The sequence below is a fragment of the Leptolyngbya cf. ectocarpi LEGE 11479 genome (assembly GCF_015207065.1).
Lineage (GTDB): Bacteria > Cyanobacteriota > Cyanobacteriia > Phormidesmidales > Phormidesmidaceae > Leptothoe > Leptothoe ectocarpi.
In genome coordinates, this window is record NZ_JADEXP010000081.1 from 1 (window position 1) to 19,813 (window position 19,813).

General features: G+C 49.5%; 12 protein-coding genes. 5 read left to right on the forward strand and 7 right to left on the reverse strand.

Annotated features, from left to right (window positions below):
- Positions 1–602 precede the first annotated feature (602 nt).
- Positions 603–2,330, forward strand: a complete 1,728-nt coding sequence (locus IQ260_RS11055; RefSeq protein WP_193993163.1) for a hypothetical protein — start codon at positions 603–605, stop codon at positions 2,328–2,330.
- Between the two features lie 71 nt (positions 2,331–2,401).
- Here the strand turns inward: IQ260_RS11055 and IQ260_RS11060 are convergent, their stop codons facing one another.
- Positions 2,402–3,004: a Uma2 family endonuclease gene (locus tag IQ260_RS11060; RefSeq protein ID WP_193993164.1), complete on the reverse strand. Its 603-nt coding sequence runs from the start codon at positions 3,002–3,004 to the stop codon at positions 2,402–2,404.
- Positions 3,005–3,515: 511 nt separating this feature from the next.
- Here IQ260_RS11060 and IQ260_RS11065 point away from each other — a divergent pair.
- From IQ260_RS11065 to IQ260_RS11075, 3 genes are all read left to right on the forward strand, one after another.
- Positions 3,516–4,463 (forward strand): glycosyltransferase family 2 protein, encoded by a 948-nt coding sequence (locus IQ260_RS11065; protein WP_228015858.1) that lies wholly within the window; start codon positions 3,516–3,518, stop codon positions 4,461–4,463.
- A gap of 16 nt (positions 4,464–4,479) precedes the next feature.
- Complete coding sequence (locus IQ260_RS11070) at positions 4,480–8,007, forward strand: AAA-like domain-containing protein (protein WP_193993165.1); 3,528 nt, start codon at positions 4,480–4,482, stop codon at positions 8,005–8,007.
- A gap of 380 nt (positions 8,008–8,387) precedes the next feature.
- Positions 8,388–8,777, forward strand: a complete 390-nt coding sequence (locus tag IQ260_RS11075; protein ID WP_193993166.1) for a response regulator transcription factor — start codon at positions 8,388–8,390, stop codon at positions 8,775–8,777.
- On the opposite strand, the gene IQ260_RS11080 is transcribed toward IQ260_RS11075, so the two are convergent.
- Entirely contained in the window at positions 8,757–10,082 is a 1,326-nt protein-coding gene (locus IQ260_RS11080) for an AAA-like domain-containing protein (protein ID WP_193993167.1), read from the reverse strand. The two genes, IQ260_RS11075 and IQ260_RS11080, sit on opposite strands and share 21 nt — an antisense overlap.
- Before the next feature lie 312 nt (positions 10,083–10,394).
- Between IQ260_RS11080 and IQ260_RS11085 the strand changes: the two genes are divergently transcribed.
- Entirely contained in the window at positions 10,395–11,534 is a 1,140-nt protein-coding gene (locus tag IQ260_RS11085; protein ID WP_193993168.1) for a PQQ-dependent sugar dehydrogenase, read from the forward strand.
- A 93-nt stretch (positions 11,535–11,627) separates the two neighbouring features.
- Here the strand turns inward: IQ260_RS11085 and IQ260_RS11090 are convergent, their stop codons facing one another.
- The 5 genes from IQ260_RS11090 to IQ260_RS11110 all read right to left on the reverse strand — a co-directional run bounded on the left by IQ260_RS11090 (position 11,628) and on the right by IQ260_RS11110 (position 19,521).
- On the reverse strand, positions 11,628–13,373 hold the full coding sequence (locus tag IQ260_RS11090; RefSeq protein WP_228015861.1) for an ATP-binding protein: 1,746 nt from the start codon (positions 13,371–13,373) through the stop codon (positions 11,628–11,630).
- An 85-nt stretch (positions 13,374–13,458) separates the two neighbouring features.
- Positions 13,459–13,911 carry a response regulator gene (locus IQ260_RS11095; protein ID WP_193993169.1) on the reverse strand — a complete coding sequence of 151 codons (453 nt, stop codon included), beginning with the start codon at positions 13,909–13,911 and terminating at the stop codon, positions 13,459–13,461.
- Positions 13,912–13,915: 4 nt separating this feature from the next.
- Complete coding sequence (locus IQ260_RS11100) at positions 13,916–16,282, reverse strand: ATP-binding protein (protein WP_193993170.1); 2,367 nt, start codon at positions 16,280–16,282, stop codon at positions 13,916–13,918.
- Positions 16,283–16,359: 77 nt separating this feature from the next.
- Positions 16,360–17,802, reverse strand: a complete 1,443-nt coding sequence (locus tag IQ260_RS11105) for an MFS transporter (RefSeq protein ID WP_193993171.1) — start codon at positions 17,800–17,802, stop codon at positions 16,360–16,362.
- 207 nt (positions 17,803–18,009) lie between these two features.
- Positions 18,010–19,521: a hypothetical protein gene (locus tag IQ260_RS11110; RefSeq protein ID WP_193993172.1), complete on the reverse strand. Its 1,512-nt coding sequence runs from the start codon at positions 19,519–19,521 to the stop codon at positions 18,010–18,012.
- Positions 19,522–19,813 lie beyond the last annotated feature (292 nt).

A 19,813-nucleotide genomic window follows, 5' to 3' on the forward strand; every position in this document is an offset into this window, starting at 1 on the left:
TCCCCTCGGCTATCGGTAGGCAGATCGTTTTATCCCCGGCGACTCCTCGTCGTTTGCGTTTGGCCATCGTCCTTGGCCTCCAAACTCTATGCCCTCATTTTAGCCAAACAAACTGAGTTGGAACTAGGTTTAATCGTCTAGATCAAGAAAACTTTAACTCCTTTCAACAGTTTATTTTAGAAGGAGCTAGTCGAACTGGGAGTGCCACCATACTAGATGGGACTGCTGATAGGCAGTCTAATATACCAGCAACAAAGCTAGAGTTTACGCCTCCTGATAAGAATCGACCTCTGATCAATATTCAGTTTGGCATAGGAACAATTCTGCGCGATCTTTTACTAGAAGGTGGTCTCTCTAAGTCCCGTCAAGAAGGCAAAAACGGCAAAAGACCCAATCGTGATCATTGGATCGAGTCGCCGGATTTGGTGGGACGTCATAATCCCTACTGCGCTGTAGCGACAGATGCCTATGTAGCACATCCTACAGTGTCTAATTCAGACCAAGCCTATGCGACTGATACGGCAAAGGGCGTTGTCTATGTAGCAGCAGTCAGCGGTAGTCAAGATATTTTACTAGAGCGGGTAGCTATTTTTAACTTCGGGGTGGGTGTTGCGATCGCCCCCGGAAGCGCGGCCCAGAATGACGCTATCTATCTCCATCAATGTAGATTTGACGGCTGTACCTATGGAGTAGCTGTTGGTTCAACCCAGGCCCGAGGTTGTCATATCAGCAACTCCTCTTTTTATCGTGCGTTTTCGGCCATTACGACAATTGACTTTGGAACAGGAACTGCATCATTGGTAAATCTGACCTCTAACCAATATAAAGATTGTCGTATGCTATATCGGCTGACCTCTTCCTATGTTGGTCCCTGCTCGATTTCTGGCGATTATTGTGAAAATGTAATTCGACTCGGTACGTTTGGGCTGATTACGTCAGTCAATGCCTCAAATGCTTCTGTATCATTTCAAGGCTGCAACTATAACTTTGAAAATGCTGAAGTTCCTTACATTGGGACTCTTGGAGTGATTGTTAACAACTCAATGATCCTAAAATTCAAAGGCTGTACATTTCTAAATAAAAGCTCTCCTATTAAGAAGAAAGAAAACGACAGTAAACAGTCAGAAATATCTTCCAAACATGAAATACTAAATCATCAAGAGCTTTCGCCTGTCTCTGAATTACATTTACTATTAGTGGCTCCCAATTTTGGCAAGTTTATCTTTGATGGATGCAGTTTTCGCTTTCCTACATCCGAGGAGTTTGACAACATCCGAAGTAATGCCGTCTTAAGAGAGCCACCTATCCGAATTACCCCATATCCTAATCCTTATTCGTTTAATTATTCCAGACAAGCAGTTTCCTTTAGAGACTGTATTGTCCGAGCACATGACTCTCCTTCCTCAATTCAGCTATCCGATGAATTACCTATTGTTCTGAACAATATCGAGCCACGTCGAGTTCCCATTCACTGGAGTACGCGATCGATTCGAATACTGGGAGGACTTGCTGGGGAACAAACGGTATCCATCAGAAATACTCTCAAAGGTGATGATCCAGATCGCCTGGTCAGCTTACCGATCGTGAAGTTGGATTCTATTAAGGTTGCTGACGATCAAAAGCAGTTAGGATACAACGGCAAACTCCAGATACTAAATCTAGAACGGCAAGAAGCCAAAAAAGATGAACAAGATCAGAAGAATCAAGGAGCCTCCCTAATGGTAGGGGACCGTCTGTTTTGGTTCTCTCGATTTGACCCTATGGAAGGCCACTATGCAGGTACTGGACCAAACGCTGTAAAGCATTATCCAATAGCTATCTCTGCTTTTACAGTAACTAAAGCTAAAGTCAGTCGCACGGTTGACAAGAATATTGTTAGCTACACGCTAGCTGCCGAAGCTGAAGTACCCACCGACACAACAGGCAACAAACCACGAGCACCCTATCGAGATGAGGTATTTCCCCTCAACGTGACGTCAACCGATACATCAGAAGAGGACAGCTACAAAAAATTACGGTATCTGAGTAGAGCTGTTATTATGCCACGTTCTGATTTTGGGCAACCAGAAAACTCTCAATACTATGTCATTCTAAATGGCTCAGTTCAGGGAAAGTTTAAACATGGATCGACCATAGTCACAGAGGTAACCAATATTCACCTATTACAGATTGGAGATTTTGTTAATCAAGACTATGTACCTTCAGGAACTAGAATTAGGGACATTAGTCCAACTGACCTGACGATTGAACTGACTGAATCAGTTAAGCTTTCTGGCACAGTCAGCAGTGAATCAGTTGTAGACCATGTGCCCTTTTGCTACGTACGATAAACTAGCTACTGATTTCTGTACTGTCTTTTGAGGTTTTGCTTTATTCAAAGCTTTTCTTAAGCATCGAACACTTATTCTTTCTGAAGTGAAAAACCAGATAATTCAGGATCGCAGTTAACGCTATCAGGATTTGCCAAAATTTCAGGCGAGCGACCAGGACGATATATATGTACAGTACGATTCTTGCGGTCAACGAGTAGCCCTAATTCTGCACCGTTGTCGATATATTCCTCCATCTTTCCCTGCAACGTCTTTAGAGCATCGCTGGCAAAACGCAACTCCACAACAAAATCAGGACAAATCGGAGCAAATGAAGCCTGCTGCTCTTTAGACAGCGCATTCCACCGCTCCAGTTTTACCCAGGCAACATCAGGCGATCGGGTGGCACCATTGGGCAGGGTAAACCCTGAACTTGAGTCGAACACCTCACCCGTACCATCCTGATCGGACCAATTTGCCACCTGCTGAGCAATTTTAAGGTTCCGATTTCCGGTATCTGAAAACGCTGGGGGCATAACGATTACTTCACCTGTCGCGGTCCGCTCAATGCGCAAATCTCGATTTGACTGGCAAAAGGCATAAAACTGCTCCTCCGTCATTCTGGCCTGGGGCATCAACGATGATAAATCCACCGTCAAAGGGGTCAAATCGGATTTAATCTGCAGACTAGTCATAGCAGCTTGAGTCCCAGGCAGAATAGAGCTTTCATCAATTCTAACAAAGACTAAGGTGGGCTTTTCTCAGCAGATTTTGTAGTTCTTAGTTTTTCTACTAGAAATCTCCACCCAACAGTCTTGCTATGATACAAATGCATTAAGCATGCGCACATAGCCGTTGCCATTTCTGGCATTCAGCGATCACTAATATTGTGAACTATGTGCGCCAAGCTATACTTGCCAATCAGCAACGCCTGCACCTTTAACCGTATGCAGCTGGCATGACGGTGTCTATGAAACTTAGCTTCTGTACAGTTTTACATAGACAAAAAAAAGCCTTAGCCCATTGGGCTAAGGCTCTTATCAGGGTGCATCTACCAACTATGTCTACGGAATACCCATGGCATTTCAGGATAGTTTGGCTCGATCCCCTAAGGTTTACCTTGCCTAGCAAGCAGGATGGAAAATACGGGTGACTTTGGCTGGGATTTGGCACAATAGCTGGGAGCGCTCATAAAGGCCAGACACCATGGATACAGAGACGATATCGTTCAGTATTGTCATTACCACCTATAATCGGGTCGAACTGTTGAAACGTGCGATCGCAACCGCCCTCGACCAGACAGTTCCCTGTCAGGTAATCGTGGTCGATAATGCTTCTACCGACGGTACCCAGAGCTATGTTGAAAGCTTGGGAGACCAGGTGCTCTATCATCGCAACGCCACTAACACCAACCACTCAGGGGCCGTCAATGCAGGCGTAGAACGAGCTACTGGCACCTGGATCAAGCTGGTGGATGACGATGACTACCTGGCCCCCACCTGCATTGCTGATATGATTAACGCCATTCAGCAACGGCCTGCCGCCGTGATTTGCTCCTGTCAGGCCGCCCAGGTTGATGATCAAGGCCAGGAGCTGAGCTGTACCCCCCCCACTGGCCCCGGTCAAGTATTCTATATTCCCCAGGCAGATATCCACTACGGCATGTTTTTAGAAGTGGTGCCCTTTGGCACGCCGATTCAGGTGGCTGTGCGACGGGATGCATTTTTAAAATCGGGGGGCTGGGATCTGAGTATGACCGGCTTTGACGATATTGACTCCTGGATTCGTGTAGCGGACTATGGCGATGCCCTATTTATTAATAAATGCCTCACCTATCGCACCGTATGGCCGGGTGGCTACGACCAAAAAATCACCCTCCAACGTCGTTTGGAAACCAATATTTTGATCAAAGAGCGGATCTATCAACACGTCAGTGCCAAACATCAGGATCAGCTACCCACGCTGAAGGCGATTCGTCAGTACCTGAGCCTGCACTGGATGATCGTTGCCCTTAAACAAAAGCAGCTGACCAGCGCCCTGAGCTTTGGGCTACCGGCCATCTTTTCCCCCAACGCTTGGCAGCTGCTGCGGCAAGCGGTAAATTTTCGTCAGCAAAAAGCTACACCGCCTGTGGCTAAGCTGGTGCTTGAGTAGTTCTAAGGACACCTCCATGACCATTACTACAACAACTTTTCAGGTCGGTGGTAGTCTCCATGCCCAGGCCCCCACCTATATCAAACGCCAGGCCGACGATCATCTCTACGACAGTCTCAGTCGAGGAGAGTTTTGCTATGTGTTTAATACTCGACAAATTGGTAAATCAAGCCTAAGGGTCAGAACAAAACATCGGCTGAAACGGGACGGGGTGTGCTGTGCCGCCATTGACTTAACTAATTTAGGTAGCGACAATGCTACGGCAGAAAAATGGTATATGGGCATTGCCGCTGAGCTATGGCGGAGTCTACAGCTGGAGGGTAACTTTCAACAGTGGTGGCAACAGGGTGATAGCCTCTCGGCGGTACATCGCCTAGAGCGATTTATGAAAGATGTGGTGCTGCGACAAATTGAGGCAGACCGGATTGTTATCTTTATCGATGAGATTGACAGTATCCTGGCACTCCCCTTTGCCGCTGATGACCTATTTACTTTGATTCGCTACTGTTATAACCAACGGGTGGACAATCCAGAGTATCGCCGTCTTAGTTTTGCCTTATTTGGGGTAGCTACCCCCACCGATCTCTGTCAAAATCCTAACCGGACACCGTTTAATATTGGTACCGCCATTGAACTCAATGGCTTTACCCTCGATGAAGCGCGGCCCCTCAGCCGTTGGCTAACTCCCATGGTGAGCAATCCGGTAGAAACACTGGGCTATATCTTGGATTGGACCAATGGGCAGCCCTTTTTGACCCAAAAGCTCTGTCAGCTGGTGGTGACTCGCATCGCCCCGCGCACAGAGGTTTACGTTGAGCAGCCCTGGGTGGATGGGTTAGTGCGATCGCAGCTAATCAAGAACTGGGAATCCCAGGATGAGCCCCCCCACCTGAGAATTATCCAAGATCGCCTACTCTCTCGTCCCCAGATGATTAGTCGGCTGTTGGGATGCTACAAAAAACTGTTATCCAGCCAGTCCCTGACCTTAGAAGATAATCATCTCCGAGAGGAGCTGCTACTCTCGGGACTGATCGTTAAACAAGCCGGTCAGCTAACCGTTCGCAATCAGCTCTATCGTAAGGTTTTTACCCCCCATTGGGTGGACTATCATCTGGCTCGATTACGTCCCTATTCTCAAGCCTTTGAAGCCTGGATTCACTCAAATCAACAGGACCGTTCCCGATTGTTGCGGGGACAGTCTTTAGTTGAAGCCCAGACCTGGGCTAAGGATCAACAACTGAGTGACTTAGACTATAAATTTATTGCCGATAGTGTTGCGGTTGATCGTCAAGAAGTTCAGCAAGCACTAGAATCAGAGCGCCTCAAAGAACTCGAAGCACGCCTGGAAGCCCAACAGCGCAACGTTGCCCTACAACGCTTTTTGATTGTCGGCATGGGTGTGGCATTTCTCAGCATCACCAGCGTGGCCATGCTCGCCTATCGCCAGTCACGTCAGACCATGCTGACTCGGCAAGACAACCAAAACAATCAGGCCCTTTCCGTTAGCTACTATTCCGACGCCCTCTATAACCAAGATAATCGTCTGCTCGCTCTGTTGGAAGCTGTGCGCGCGGCTCAACAGCTACAGCGTTTACCTCAGCCTCAGCCCACGGTCAAACAACAAGTGGAAAAGACTCTGCGGCGAGCCATGCAAAATATCACCGAAGCCAATCAGCTCCGGGACCATCGGGCGCCTGTCTATGACGTGACCTTTAGCCCTGATGGTCAGTATTTAGCCTCAGCGAGCTGGGATAATACCCTCAAGCTTTGGTATGCCAACGGTCAGCTGATTACCACCCTAAGTGGTCACACCAATGCGGTGTGGGATGTGGCGTTTAGCCCCGACAGTGAGTATTTAGTGTCCGCCAGTGCCGATGCCACTGCAAAAATTTGGCCCATTAGCTACGAGAGTGATATTCCGACTGTGGTGGCCCCGCCGCTGACGCTTCTAGGACACCAGAGTCGAGTCAATGCAGTGGATGTTTCCCTCGATAGTCAAACATTAGTCACAGGGGGTGAGGATGGCCATCTCAAACTTTGGAGTCGTACAGGCGAACTCCTGCTAGATATCCAGGCCCATGAAGCCAGTGTTAACCAGGCGGCCATTAGTCCTGATGGTCTTACCTTAGTCACCACCAGTGAAGATCAGTCCATTCGACTTTGGGAGGCTACCACCGGACGTCTGTTAAAGGAACTCAAAGGGCATCAAGCTCCGGTTTATGGCTTAGCCTTTAGCCCGGATGGCCAACTTTTAGCCTCCACCAGCGACGATAAGACCATTAGACTTTGGGCATTGGAGAATCGTAGCAATGACTCTTGGTCTTTTACAGAAGACCAAAGTATCCTGCTCGAAGGCCACCAAGATCGGGTGTGGAATGTGAAATTTAGCCCCGATGGTCGTCAGCTGGCCTCCACTAGTTGGGATAACACTGTTAAACTATGGACCAGCAGTGGCACTCTGGTAAAAACCCTAAAAGGCCATGATGCGGGTACATGGAGCGTTGATTTTAGTCCCGATGGCCAAACCTTGGTCTCTAGCAGTGACGATGCCACTGTGCGGCTGTGGCGTTTGGACAAAATTCCTCAGACATTTCATGGTTACCAGGGGCCTGTCACTGGCTTAGATGTTAACCAGCAGATAGTGGCTGCTGGCAGTTGGGACAAAACCATTCGGGTTTGGGACTGGAGCGGTAACCTACAGTCTGTTTTACAAGGGCACACCAATCGCATCCGACAGGTTGCCTTTAGTCCCGATGGGCAAACCCTAGCTTCTGCTAGCTGGGATCAAACTATCAAGCTTTGGCGGCCTGAGGGCGGCTTATTAGAAACCCTGCAGGGGCATCAAGATATCGTATGGGGCGTCGCCTTTAGCCCGGATGGAGAAGAAATTGCTTCTGCTAGCTGGGACCACACCATTAAGCTTTGGCGACCCAATGGAGATCTGCTACAAACCTTGCGGGGGCATCGCGATCGCGTTTATGGCATTGCCTACAGTCCCGATGGCCAATACTTAGTGTCCGGCAGTTGGGACCACACCCTCAAGCTTTGGAATCGCCGTGGGGAACTGTTAAAGAGCCTCCATGGACATCGTGCGCCTATTTGGGCCGTCGCCGTTAGTCCCGATAGTCAGCTGATTGCGTCTGCTAGTGCCGATCACTCCATCCGGCTTTGGTCTATTACGGGTCGCCCTATCGCCACCCTCAACGGCCATCAGGCTAGGGTGCACGGAGTGGCCTTTAGCCCGGATGGTCAGATGCTCGCATCCACCAGTTACGATCGCACCGTACGTATCTGGAAACAGGATGGCACCCTGATGAAAACTCTCTACGGTCACAATGAGTTTACCTGGGGAGTGGCCTTTAGTCCCGATGGTCAAACGTTGCTCTCTAGCGGCCATGACCGTCAAGTCATTCTGTGGGACTGGCGAGACAGCCGCAGCTTTGAGCAACTCCTAGACGATGGCTGCCGCTGGCTAGATGACTATTTAGTCCATAGTGATAATCTGTCGGACGCAGATCGTCAGCTATGCAGTGGAGGTATCTAAGTGGGGGTATCTAGGAAGACCATTAGGATATTCTTTTAAATTACTTTTTTCACCTTACACAATTTCGGTGTTTTCCCTTAAATTGCTTTCATAGCGAGCTAGTCCGTCAGTTATCAATTGATTTACAGACCCGTTTCGTTTTCAACAGTATCTGGGCTGTAATCGCGAAAAACAAAACAAACCATCATATTTACTATCATTGCTGAGCAAAGGCCTCCAGAGGCACGTTTGCTCACCAGTTTTCATTTTTGCTTTTGTCCAATTTTCTGGTTTTTGGGAATGTTTATAATCCTGTTCCCATCACCGTATCGGTATCGCCACGGGTCTTGGTATTCCATGGCTCTTAGCACTCGGTTTCAAGGATTACAGGAGGTATGGTTATGAAAGATATCGCAATTGTTGGCAGTCCTAGTCAGCCCGAAACGCTGCTGGCTGACCTGCTGCACTGGCATGGTCTATCCGTTTTTCAGGTGGGTGACGGTGACGCCTTACTACCGTTGTTAAGCTTTATTTCACCTGAGCTAATTATCATAGAGGCTGCCCCTGGGACAGATGCTTTATGCGATCGCATCAAACGTAGTTCTGTGATTGGCCATATTCCTGTACTCGTATGCGCAGAGATAGGTGCCTCCTGCTGCTGCAGTAATGCCGATGCCTATCTCTGTGCCCCCTATACAGCCGAAGAGGTGTTTGCCCATATCCAGGCCCTGCGTCCCCTCAAAAAGCCCCTGTCCAACACCATAGCCACATCAGCCTGGATCGATTCCTAGACGTCCACCAAAATACTGTCTATACAGGTTACAGCTGGCGGTGGCTGTATTCCCTATCAGGGTGACTAATCCCATACTTTCTAAACGATAGGCGGCCATGGGCTCTAGCTCACTGGTCGTCTCTTGATTAATCACCCGATAAAATGTGCGGGCGAGTTTGGGTTCTGCTTCAAAAATAGCTAGATAGCTGCGGAGGTGATCGCTGTAGATGCCGCTATGCTGAGGGGCTTCATCGATTAGCTGGTTGAGGTCCATCTTGTGGACACTGAGATTGTACAGGGCCAAATGAATCAAATAAGGGTGCCCCTCTACCAGCGTATGCAGAGACACCAGCCCTTCATCCCATGGAATGCGATAGCGTTGAGCTAGCTGCTGGGTCTGGGCCAGGGTAAAGGCAGGCAGCCGCAGGGGGAGGCCTACGTTAAATGGCGACTGATGAATCTGCAGTGGAATATAGGCTTCAGTGGCATAGGCCACCAGTAGCCTCAGATAGCCCCACTCTTTTAGATTTTTGGCCTCTTCATGCCACACCCGCAACATGGGTAAAAATTCTTGGGCCATGGCAGGATGTTCAAACACGGCCTGGAGATCGTCAATGACCAGCAGGAGTGGCTGCTGCAGCGGTTCCAGCACACTACTTTGCATATAGTTAGTACAGCTGACCTTACTGCCTAGATCGGCACTCCATACATCATCTAACTGGCCAGTGAGCTTTAACTGCTGGGCAATGTTGGCACACAACCAACGTAAAAACCGATCAAAATCGGCCAATACATACCCATCTGCTTGGCGAAAGTTAAGCCGTACTACGTTGAAGCTAAAGGATTGAGCCTGGGCAACTAGACGGTTAACGAGGGAGGTTTTACCCCATCGTTCCGGGGCGCGCACCCTCAACAAAGCCCCAGGTTTTAATAATTCACCCATGGCCTGGTTTTCCACCGGAGGGCGCTCTACGTAGAGCGGGCTGCCCAACGGTAGGGGGCTGCCTGGAAATGTGGTGTCTGACTGCTGTGAATCGGGCCACCATCGGTCTGGTGTCGCAGGCTGATGCAGCTGATAGGCCTGCTGTCGCAGCACCGCATGAATATTTTTTTTGGTAACGCGCTCCCCCAACACGTGGGAGATCTTTTGCCAAAGACGGGATCCCGTTACTCGTACGTAATCGGCATCGTAGCCCTCACTGGCCGCGATTTGAGCGTAAGTAGATCCCTGCCAGCATCGTCTGAAAACGACTTCTTGAATAGCCGTTAATCGATACGGTGAAAGGAGTTTATCAACAAGTGTGATGGCATCTTCAGGAGACATGGGGCCACCACCGTCAACCAGAGGTATAGAAAAACACTATGAGTAGATGGGCCTCCTACGAACCGTTGGACACTAGGAAGCCACTAATATATCAGGCCATTTGCGTTCTGTTTTGTAATCCAATGTGTACTTTTAATGCGGCAATTTGGTGCAACCCAGGCTGAGTCGGCGTTTGTGACTTTATTCCTATCCATAGGTCTATCTTATTTATTGGGTCTCTTTTGACTTAGTTATCTATGCGGTCTGTTACAAAAAACCACAGGCTGTAATAGGAACGCGCTTTAATAGGGACATACTGCCTTAGGACTGCCTATGATCCGCTTCAACCGCTTATGGGTTGCTGTGTTGTTGGTGACCACCGCCTGTCAGCCGCTGCTGTCAAGTGTTTCTAAGCAGACGGGTGGGGGGTATCAGGTGCGTGCGATCGCATCCCAGTTAGATCATCCCTGGAGTATGGCGTGGCTGCCCGATGGCGGTTTGCTGATTACCGAACGCCGGGGCCGTCTCAAACACTGGCAAGAGGGACAAATGACCCTGATCGATGGCATCCCCCCTGTCTTTGCCCAGGGTCAGGGGGGACTGATGGATGTGGCTGTCCATCCCCAGTTTGAAGCAAATCATCTGGTCTACTTTACCTATGCTGCTGGGACACCCGATGCCAACCAGACTCAGGTGGCGCGGGCCAGATTCGATGGCGGTAGTCTAAGCAACTGGGAGGTTATTTTTACCGTATCTCCATCTAAACCAGGCACCCAGCACTTTGGTTCTAGGCTCCTGTGGCTGCCTGACAATACATTGCTGGTAGCCATCGGAGATGGTGGCAATTATCCCCTGGAGCTAGATGGAGCCCTGATTCGTCAGCAGGCCCAAAAAACCGATAGCCATTTGGGCAAAGTCATTCGCCTCAATGACGATGGGTCGATTCCTGATGACAACCCAGCTGTGGGGCAGGATAGGTCAGCACTATGGACCTACGGACATCGCAATATCCAGGGATTGGCCTATGATGCTACCCACCAAACCGTGTGGGCCACTGAGCACGGGGCTCGCGGGGGCGATGAGCTAAATCTTTTAGAATCAGGAGAAAACTACGGCTGGCCCCTAGCTAGCCACAGCCGTGAGTATCATGTGGATCAGTTGGTTAGCCCAAACCAGTCCTTGCCTGGCATGGTTGATCCGCAGATCGTCTGGACCCCGTCCATTGCGCCATCGGGTCTGGCGGTTTACCACGGCAGTGCGTTTCCTGAATGGCAGGGGGATTTATTTGCCGGGGCCTTAGTCGATAGAGAAATTCGTCGGATTGACATTAATGCATCGGGTCAGCTCCAGGAAGTAGACACTATCGCCATTGGGCAGCGGGTGCGGGATGTGCGTCAGGGGCCAGATGGTAAGCTTTATGCGCTGACCGATGAGGATAATGGTCAGCTACTGGTGATTGAACCCAGCGATTAAACTCCGTCTCAGAAGCGTTATTGCTCAACAGCGACAAAGTATCAAACAGCTGACCCATAGGCGTATATCTAAGGGAGTAAAGCTACAGTTACGTCAGCTTTTATCTAGATCTCTACTACCTGAGAACTGGTTTTTCCAGGTAAATGAGAATGCGCTGCCTTTGCCGGGCTCAGACGTTAGGGTAATCTCTCCACCTTGGCCTTCAACAATCTTTTTAACAATGCTGAGGCCGATGCCAGTGCTTTCAACCGTGTCGCGGCTCTCTAGAGTCTGAAATATGGCAAAGATCCGTTCGTGATGGTCAGGGGCTATCCCTGGCCCATTGTCAGCGACGGTAAACTCTACCCTAGAGCCCAGCTCTTTTAGGGAAATGGTAATATGACCATCGGGGCGATGATGGTATTTAATCGCGTTACTGATCAAGTTTGTGAGTACTTGCTGGAGTAAGAGTTTCTCGGTAACCAGCGTAGAGGCGGTGGTCGGTAAGGTTACCTTCATTGACTCAGGGACGCTCAAGGAGTCTAAAATCTCATTGAGCAGCTGCAGTGGATCAAGTTCTCGGGTCTCTAAACTCTCACGCCCTGCCCGTGAGTAGCGCAACAGTCCATCAATAAAGCTTTCTAGACGCTGTACCCGAGTTCTCATTAGGGCAATCTGTTGCTGGTTTTCTGTAGGAATCTGTCCTTCTAAATCTTCTTGTAACCAGAGTGCTAGGTTTTTAATGGCTCGCAGCGGTGCTTTTAGATCGTGGGAGGCAATGTAGGCAAATTGATCTAACTCTTGATTGCGCTTTTTTAGTAGCTGGCTAGCTTTTCGAAGACGGCGGTTTGCCCTATCCATGGCAGCGGCCCGTTCTTTTAGGGATAAAACAAACTGATTTTGTTGGATGGCGATGGCGAGCTGTACGGATAGGTCGTCCAGCAGACTAAGCTCGTTACTTTGCCATGGGCGAGGCTGGTGGCAGTGGTGAGCAATTAGCAATCCCCAGAGCACTGTCTTTTTTGAGGTTGCAGACGGTTGCAACAAAATGGGGACAACCAGATTGGCTTTCACTTCAAACTGTTCTAGCAGCTGAATATGGCAGGGGGTGAGCCCAGCACTATAAATGTCGTCAATAACAGTTTTGTGGCCCTGACAATAGCGTTCTGCTCCCTGTTCAACGAAGCAGGTGTCTTCGATTTCAGCACTTAAACCAACACTCCAGCCGTCTAGGACGGATTCAGCGACGATGGTGCCGTTCATGTCGGGTTGAAACTGATAAATCAGGGTGCGATCGCAATCTAAAAAACTACGAGCCCCTTCCACCGCAATCTTCAAGCTAGTTTCCACATCCAGAGACTGGCTGATGCGCAGCGAAATACTGGCCATTAGCTGCTGCTGCTCCTGCTGTTTAGCAATGGTGCGCATCAGCTGTTGTTTGGTCAGGGCTCGGCGTACGGCTTGGACTAAGGTGCTGATGTTGAGATCACCCTTAATCAGGTAGTCCGTGGCTCCCATTTTCATCGCTTCCACCGCCACCTGCTCGCTGCCCTGCCCGGTCAGCATAATCACTGCCGGCATGGGCTGGCAGGTTTGCCCTAGGGTTTGTAAAAATTCTAGTCCGTCTATATCTGGCAGCCGATAATCTAGCAACAGTACATCTGGGTAAGACTGTTCACACAGAGCTAGACCGTCCTCACCACAGGTGCTAAACACAGTAGAGCATACAATCCCGGACTGCGTCAGGTAGCGCTCATAGGCAACGCGGTCCGCTTCAGAATCATCAACAATGAGTATCGTGCAGCTAAATGTGTCGGAATTCTCGCATGTATGCTTTGGCATATTAACTGCATCAGCCATCGGAATACCCTCGCCATCGGAATAACCCGACACTCAACTACCCATATTCTACAGAAAAAATATATTCTTACATAGGGCCCCTTCGCTAAAGCCGTATGGGCAAGATCGCTACCGCAAACCAATAATGGATAAACGCCTGGATTGATGCCTTGAATTTTTCAATATTGGTAGGCTTGAGTATGTAGCTGTTAGCGCCAGCCTGATAACAGTCGTCAATGTCCTGGGGGTTAGACGATGAGGTCATCACCACCACCGGTATGGTTTTGAGCTGCTCATCTTGCTTGATTTGTTGCAACACCTCTCGACCGTCGGTACCTGGCAGATTCAAATCCAACAAAATCACTTCTGGCATAGTTGATGGCTGCCCCTGGGTATAGGCACCTTCTCTGTGTAGAAAGTCGAGGGCGTCATCACCATCGTTGCAGCGGATAATCGGAATATGGATGTCACAGCTTCTGTCTATGATACGGCCAAGGGCGGCAAAATCATCGTCGCTGTCCTCGACAACCAGTAGGGTAGGGGAAGAATAGTCGCTCATAGTCTTAGTTTGTGAGGGTAAAGTAGAACGTAGTGCCCTCTCCGTAGATTGAATCGAGCCAAATTGTCCCCCCGTGGCGTTCCACAATTTTTTTGGCAATGGTTAAACCTACTCCAGTGCCGCCGCCATATTTACCAGGGGCATGGAGCCGCTTAAATATTCTAAAAACTGCTTCCAAATGCCTGGGGCGAATACCAATGCCGTTATCGCGTACATAAAAAATGGTGGCATCGGCGGCGACGGGCGCATTCGGACAGTCTTTGGCGTCTAAGTAACTAATTTCTACCCACTTTTCAGCTTTGTTATTGTACTTGATCGCATTGCTAACAAGATTGGTCAATAGCTCATTGACCTGGCTTTGATCGCAGGTCAGCGTAGGCAGTGACTGGGGTATGCGGAAGCTCACCTGCTCCGGCTTGCTGATTTTAATTACCTCCACCACGCTATCCACCAGTTGATTTAGATCCACTGGTTTCATCAGAAACTCAGTCCGCCCTAGCCTCGAATAGTGCAGCAGCGAATTGATCAGGTCCTCCATTCGCTGGGTGAGTTTCATTAGGGTTCGTAGCTTTTTGGTACCGTCATCCCCAAGCTGGTCACCATAGTCTTCAATCAAAAAACTGGAGTAGTTGTGGATGCCACGTAGGGGTTCTTTAAGGTCGTGGGAGGCCACGTAGGCAAAGGCATCTAGCTCTGCATTACTGCGCTGAAGCTCAGAGTTAAGCTCGGCCAGCTCATCTGCTTTTTTAAGCACTAGCCCAGTGATGGCGCTGCGCAGCTCTAATGCGGTTTCTACCTCACAGGGTTTCCAGGGCAGCGACCGCTGGCGCACCATTTCCTTCCATAGGTCAAATGACTTACGGGGGGAAATGCGACTGTGGCCGTCGGTGTCTATTTCGGTTGCTTTTTTCGGATTCCCTGCCCAGTTAACCGTTTGGGGTACCTCAGGACGGAACCAAAGCAGGTAAATTTGTTGTTTTTGAGAAATAGATAGGGCGAGCAGACCGCTGACGCCGCTAGCAAAGTTGGCGGCAGCAGGATAAACCGCACTGAGGGCTGAGGTTTGATAAACAACATCTTGACCTAGCTGCTGGTCTAGCCAGGAAACCAGGTGCTTCACGTCTTCCTGGGTGGGTGTGTGGCCCAGTAGGGTAATTTTGCTGTGTTCGCAATAAGCCACCCCCGCTGCATTGGCTAACGCCATTAATGTATCTGGATTTTGGGTTAAGCCCTGATGCAGGGTTTGACTACTGCCCAAGGATTTGACAACGCTGGCCTGGATCGTGTTGAGATTAAATCTATAGTCGCTGTCTTCATTTTTCTCTAGAGACGGAATCTCAAGGGCAACGACCTGTCCCAGAAACTCGCAGGTGGTCCGCATTTCGTAGGACAGTTTTTTAGGACTGCTGTGGTGACAGGCGATTAGGCCCCAAAGTTTGCGATCGCAAATCAACGAAATCGACATGGAGGCCTGCACTCCCATGTTGGCCAAATATTCCACATGGAGCGGTGACACACTGCGGAGGGTAGCCAGGCTCATGTCTAGCGGTGCTGTGTCGTCATCAGGGGCTGCATCAGGGGCTGCATCAGGAGCCACATCAGGAGCCACATCAGAAGCCACATCAGGGACCGAAAGTAACGGGACCGGTGTATAGACAACATTGGGAATCAGCCGTAGCAGGTTGAGCAAATATAGATACTTTGCCTGTTTGGGAATATCGCTAGGGGGATAGTGCAGTCCTAAAAAAGGAGACATCTCCTCCTGCTTTGCTTCAGCGATAACACTGCCTGCCCCATCATCATCAAACCGATACACCATCACCCGGTCAAACCCGGTGATCTGCTTCATCTCACTGACCGCCACCTGACACAATTCATCTAAGGTTTGGGTCTTTTGCAGACGACTGACGGGGCGCTTGACCAAGCGATAAAAGTCAAAGAAGTTGGCTGATGTTGGTGCTGCCGTCGGCTCTAGCTCTAGTACGACATACCGATCGCTGCGGTGAACCACCCCTGAGAAGGTCTGGGTCTCATCGTCCACGCTAATGTCCACTTGCAGTGGGTTAACTGTGTCGAACTCTTCTTCTAAACAGGCGGCGATTTGCTGAATTTGCTGGTTACTCACTAGCACCGACAGCGGCTGACCCAGCAGTTCATCAGGCACGCGTCCCAAATGGTCAGAGGTGTTTTGACTGATTTTTTGAATCGTCCAGGACGAATCTAGCACCACCATGATGCCGTGGGGCTGGATGGCTGCAGGACTATGAATGGGTTCGCGATCGCAGTTGGTCAAGTCTGCGGCATCAGTCTGCGGCTCAGTGATAGCAGCGATCTTGGCCTTAGTCTGGACAATAAAGTCTAATGCAGTCATGCTTGGCGTAAGGGTATGGAAGCTACCGTGGGAGACGGGCGCTATCAGGTGTTAGGGACTATAGCTGTAATCCGTTTTTATGCTGCCGTGACTTCTTTCTCCACACCTGTACTATCTGTAGTTTTTATATCGCTGTTTAGATCACCCGCCAAGGAAGGAAACGTTAGCTGAGACATCAGCACTGAAGCCAGCACCAGAAAAGCCCCACCTACTCCGATGGCCACCAGACGATCGCTGTGCAGAAATTGTCTCATAACCCAGCCAAATCCTAGGGACACTAAAATCTCGGGTAGAACAATCGAGAAATTAAAAATACCCATGTAGATCCCCTTCTGTCCAGGGGGAATAGCATGCATCAGCATCGAGTAAGGCAGCGCTAATACGCTCGCCCAAGTAATGCCAAAACCAACCATTGCCAGCAGCAGCCAATATTGGTTTTGAAACACCGTGATTGAAAGCAGACTCACGCCGCCTAACAATAAACAAAAGCAGTGGAGTGACTGGCGACTAAATCTACGGGATAGGGCCGGTACTAAAAATGAAAATCCGACACAGACACTGTTAAAAACGGCAAAACAAATACCGGCCCATTCTATGCCATCGCTGTATAGTGCAGAACTTTGGTCAACGGCCCCAAAAATATTACGGGCAACAGCCGGTGGAAAATACAAAAAGAAACAGAATATTCCTAGCCAGGTTAACGACTGAACATAGGCCAGCTTTTTCATAGCTGCTGGTATCTGATGCAGAGCTTGCCAGGTTTGCTGAAAGCTGCCTATCAGCCCCCCTCGTTTCTCCTGCAGTTTTTCAAACGCCCTAAAGTTTTTGGGAGGATTTTCGTCTGTGGTGAAGATGGTCCACAACACCGTCATTAAGAACATACCAGCTCCCACATAGAAAGAAATCTCGATGGTGAGTGGAATTTTATGCAGGCTGTTGCTAGTCGCCTCTACATGAAAAATATGACTGAGAATCCATGGCAAAATCGAGGCCGACACAGCACCTAGACCAATCATTAAACTTTGGGTAGCAAAGCCTTGGGTGCGCTGTTCCTTGGGTAATAAATCGCCGACAAACGCTCGATAGGGCTCCATACTGATATTGGCACTGGTATCGAGCAGCCACAGTAAAACCACAGCCATCCACATCTCGGAGGCGTGGGGCATCAAGGCCAGGGCCGCTGTAGCACAAATGGCCCCTACCAAAAAATAAGGACGCCGTCGCCCCAACGGTCCCCAGGTATAGTCGCTGAGATTACCCACAATGGGCTGGATCAGTAATCCCGTGAGGGGAGCCGCAATCCAGAGAAGCGGTAGTTGATGGGCATGGGCGCCTAGATGTTCAAAGATGGCACTCATATTGGCCATCTGTAACCCCCAGCCAAACTGAATCCCTAGAAAGCCTAGGTTCATATTCCACAGCTGCCATAGCTTGAATTTGGGTTTAGGGGGTTGGGGTTTAACGGATGACGGTTCTTCTGATGCTGGCGACTTCTCAACGGCTAGGCCTGAACTGCTCATAAATTAAGGAATAGGATGTATCTAGAAACTAAAAAGCTCTTTTCTGACCAACGAGCAGTAACGCCCATACTACTGAATACCTTACCCCTACCGATTTGAAAGTATCAGCAATAGCTTTTATCGACATCTATCTAGCGATAGAACAAGGATGATCTAGAGCCGCCAGAGGTTTAGGAGGCAGGGCGTCTCATCGGAGGGCCAGGCCATCTACCAGACATTTTCAATAACGTTCATCATCTTCAAGTAGGGCGGAACATTTTCTGGATCGTCGTTCTCATCGGCAAAACTATCGTCATTGATGGCCTGGCGGGCATTATCTGCCACCACAGCATTGGCAAGTAGGTCTAGGGCCTCTGGCTTATCTAGGTTTTGCAAAGCCTCAGCATACTTGCGACTGTGGGTTGGCCGGACTGATTCTTGGCAGTAATTTGAGAGTTCACGGCTTTCAGTCATGACTGAAAAGGCGGCTTCTTTTGTGGTTGGCTTGCCATAGAGCAGCATATACAGCAGGTTCACCATGGAGGCATCATGCACCTGAATGTCGTATTTCCGGACGATTTGTGGCCAGTAGCGCAGTGCTTTTAGCCCCTCTAATCCCCCTTTGCGTAAACCGGCTTTTTCGCACCACTCTTCCAATTCTTCAATCTGACGGGGACAGCGTTGATGGATTAGCATCATCTCTGCTAACACCTGCCCGGCTTGGAAATTGCGGGTGGGATGGCCGGATACCGGCATCAGCATACTGCCGCGAACATCTGCGACCATCGCCGTCAGTTGGGCAAAGGTGTGGTCGCGCACTTTCTCCATATCGCCTCCCCGGCTGAGGGTGGCCTCAATCCGCTGAACGCCGTAGCCCAGCTCTGTTAGGGCAATTGGCTGACGATTGTAAATCTGTTGGCGGTCGTGGCGAGACATGGAGACGGTTGCCGCCTGGTCAATACATTGATCCAGTAAAAGTGTGAGCAGCGTTGGCAGTGTGCCTGTGTTTTCGCGATGGTAGGTATAGCCAAACCCGGCAAAAATCGAGGACATGTTTTTGGCGGCTTTGATATACTGCGCTTCAACATTGTGGATGCCTGGGGAAACCTGAATGTTGGGCGAGAGCTTATCCATCATGCGGGCGCCCAGCAGAGCCGTCAGAGCATTGGGATGACAAAAATTAGCTGTAAAGCTATCGAGCGGGTTGCGGAGCGCTCCATGGCGATGAAATCCTGAGAAAAATGCCAAATTAGGCTGCTTTTCGCACAGAACATAGGATTCGTTGCTGATAAAGTCATGGCTAAACGACCCCGCTAGACAAGCTAGGACGACCTGCTCACGGTTAAGCTCCGTCCGCAGCGCACAGGCTTCTTGCACATCCTGCTCAATGTGGTTACTGTTGGCGCTCAGGACCACGAGGTCACAGGTGTTAATCAAATCCGTTAAGGTGTTTGGCACAGACGTACTGCCTTGTTCATGGACGGCCATCCGCTGTAGCGTCTCGACGTGGTCGGGATCCATGCCCTGCTGCGCATCCTTGGAAAAGGCCCCCATCAGTGTTCGTCCTGGTCGGGTTGCTAGGCGTAGGAACTTCCCATCTGTCTGCATTGCACAGTTATACGCAATCGACCCTGGATAGAGGCCAATGCTGTAAAAGCCGACCTTACCATCCTCCAAGGATAGGATCCGCTGTTTAATGGCGTCTTGATCCAAGGAATTTTCAAAGAAACTGTTGTGCATACGATTGCTCCTCTAATGGCTGCGCTGATCCACCTGGGGGCAGCTAACCAAGTATATTGGCATTCATTAATGCGTGTAGGACGTAAAAAAATAGCGATCTATTGACGGTTGGTATGGCCCAAACTAGGAGCAAGCTATCAATAAAGTCCGGAGTATAAATGCAGCAGAGACGTTCCCTGGAATGTCTGTACATCCAAAAATCGGAATCAAAAATTGGAATTTAATTGATTTTGCGTTCTTAGATAAATGCCTGTAGCTCCTGTAGTAATTTTTGATAGAGCTGCGTTTGGGC

Coding starts and splice junctions, on each gene's coding strand:
- IQ260_RS11060 (WP_193993164.1), bottom strand. CDS start 3,004: ATGACTAGTCTGCAGATTAAATCCGATTTGACCCCTTTGACGGTGGAT.
- IQ260_RS11065 (WP_228015858.1), top strand. CDS start 3,516: ATGGATACAGAGACGATATCGTTCAGTATTGTCATTACCACCTATAAT.
- IQ260_RS11070 (WP_193993165.1), top strand. CDS start 4,480: ATGACCATTACTACAACAACTTTTCAGGTCGGTGGTAGTCTCCATGCC.
- IQ260_RS11075 (WP_193993166.1), top strand. CDS start 8,388: ATGAAAGATATCGCAATTGTTGGCAGTCCTAGTCAGCCCGAAACGCTG.
- IQ260_RS11080 (WP_193993167.1), bottom strand. CDS start 10,082: ATGTCTCCTGAAGATGCCATCACACTTGTTGATAAACTCCTTTCACCG.
- IQ260_RS11085 (WP_193993168.1), top strand. CDS start 10,395: ATGATCCGCTTCAACCGCTTATGGGTTGCTGTGTTGTTGGTGACCACC.
- IQ260_RS11090 (WP_228015861.1), bottom strand. CDS start 13,373: ATGGCTGATGCAGTTAATATGCCAAAGCATACATGCGAGAATTCCGAC.
- IQ260_RS11095 (WP_193993169.1), bottom strand. CDS start 13,911: ATGAGCGACTATTCTTCCCCTACCCTACTGGTTGTCGAGGACAGCGAC.
- IQ260_RS11100 (WP_193993170.1), bottom strand. CDS start 16,282: ATGACTGCATTAGACTTTATTGTCCAGACTAAGGCCAAGATCGCTGCT.
- IQ260_RS11105 (WP_193993171.1), bottom strand. CDS start 17,802: ATGAGCAGTTCAGGCCTAGCCGTTGAGAAGTCGCCAGCATCAGAAGAA.
- IQ260_RS11110 (WP_193993172.1), bottom strand. CDS start 19,521: ATGCACAACAGTTTCTTTGAAAATTCCTTGGATCAAGACGCCATTAAA.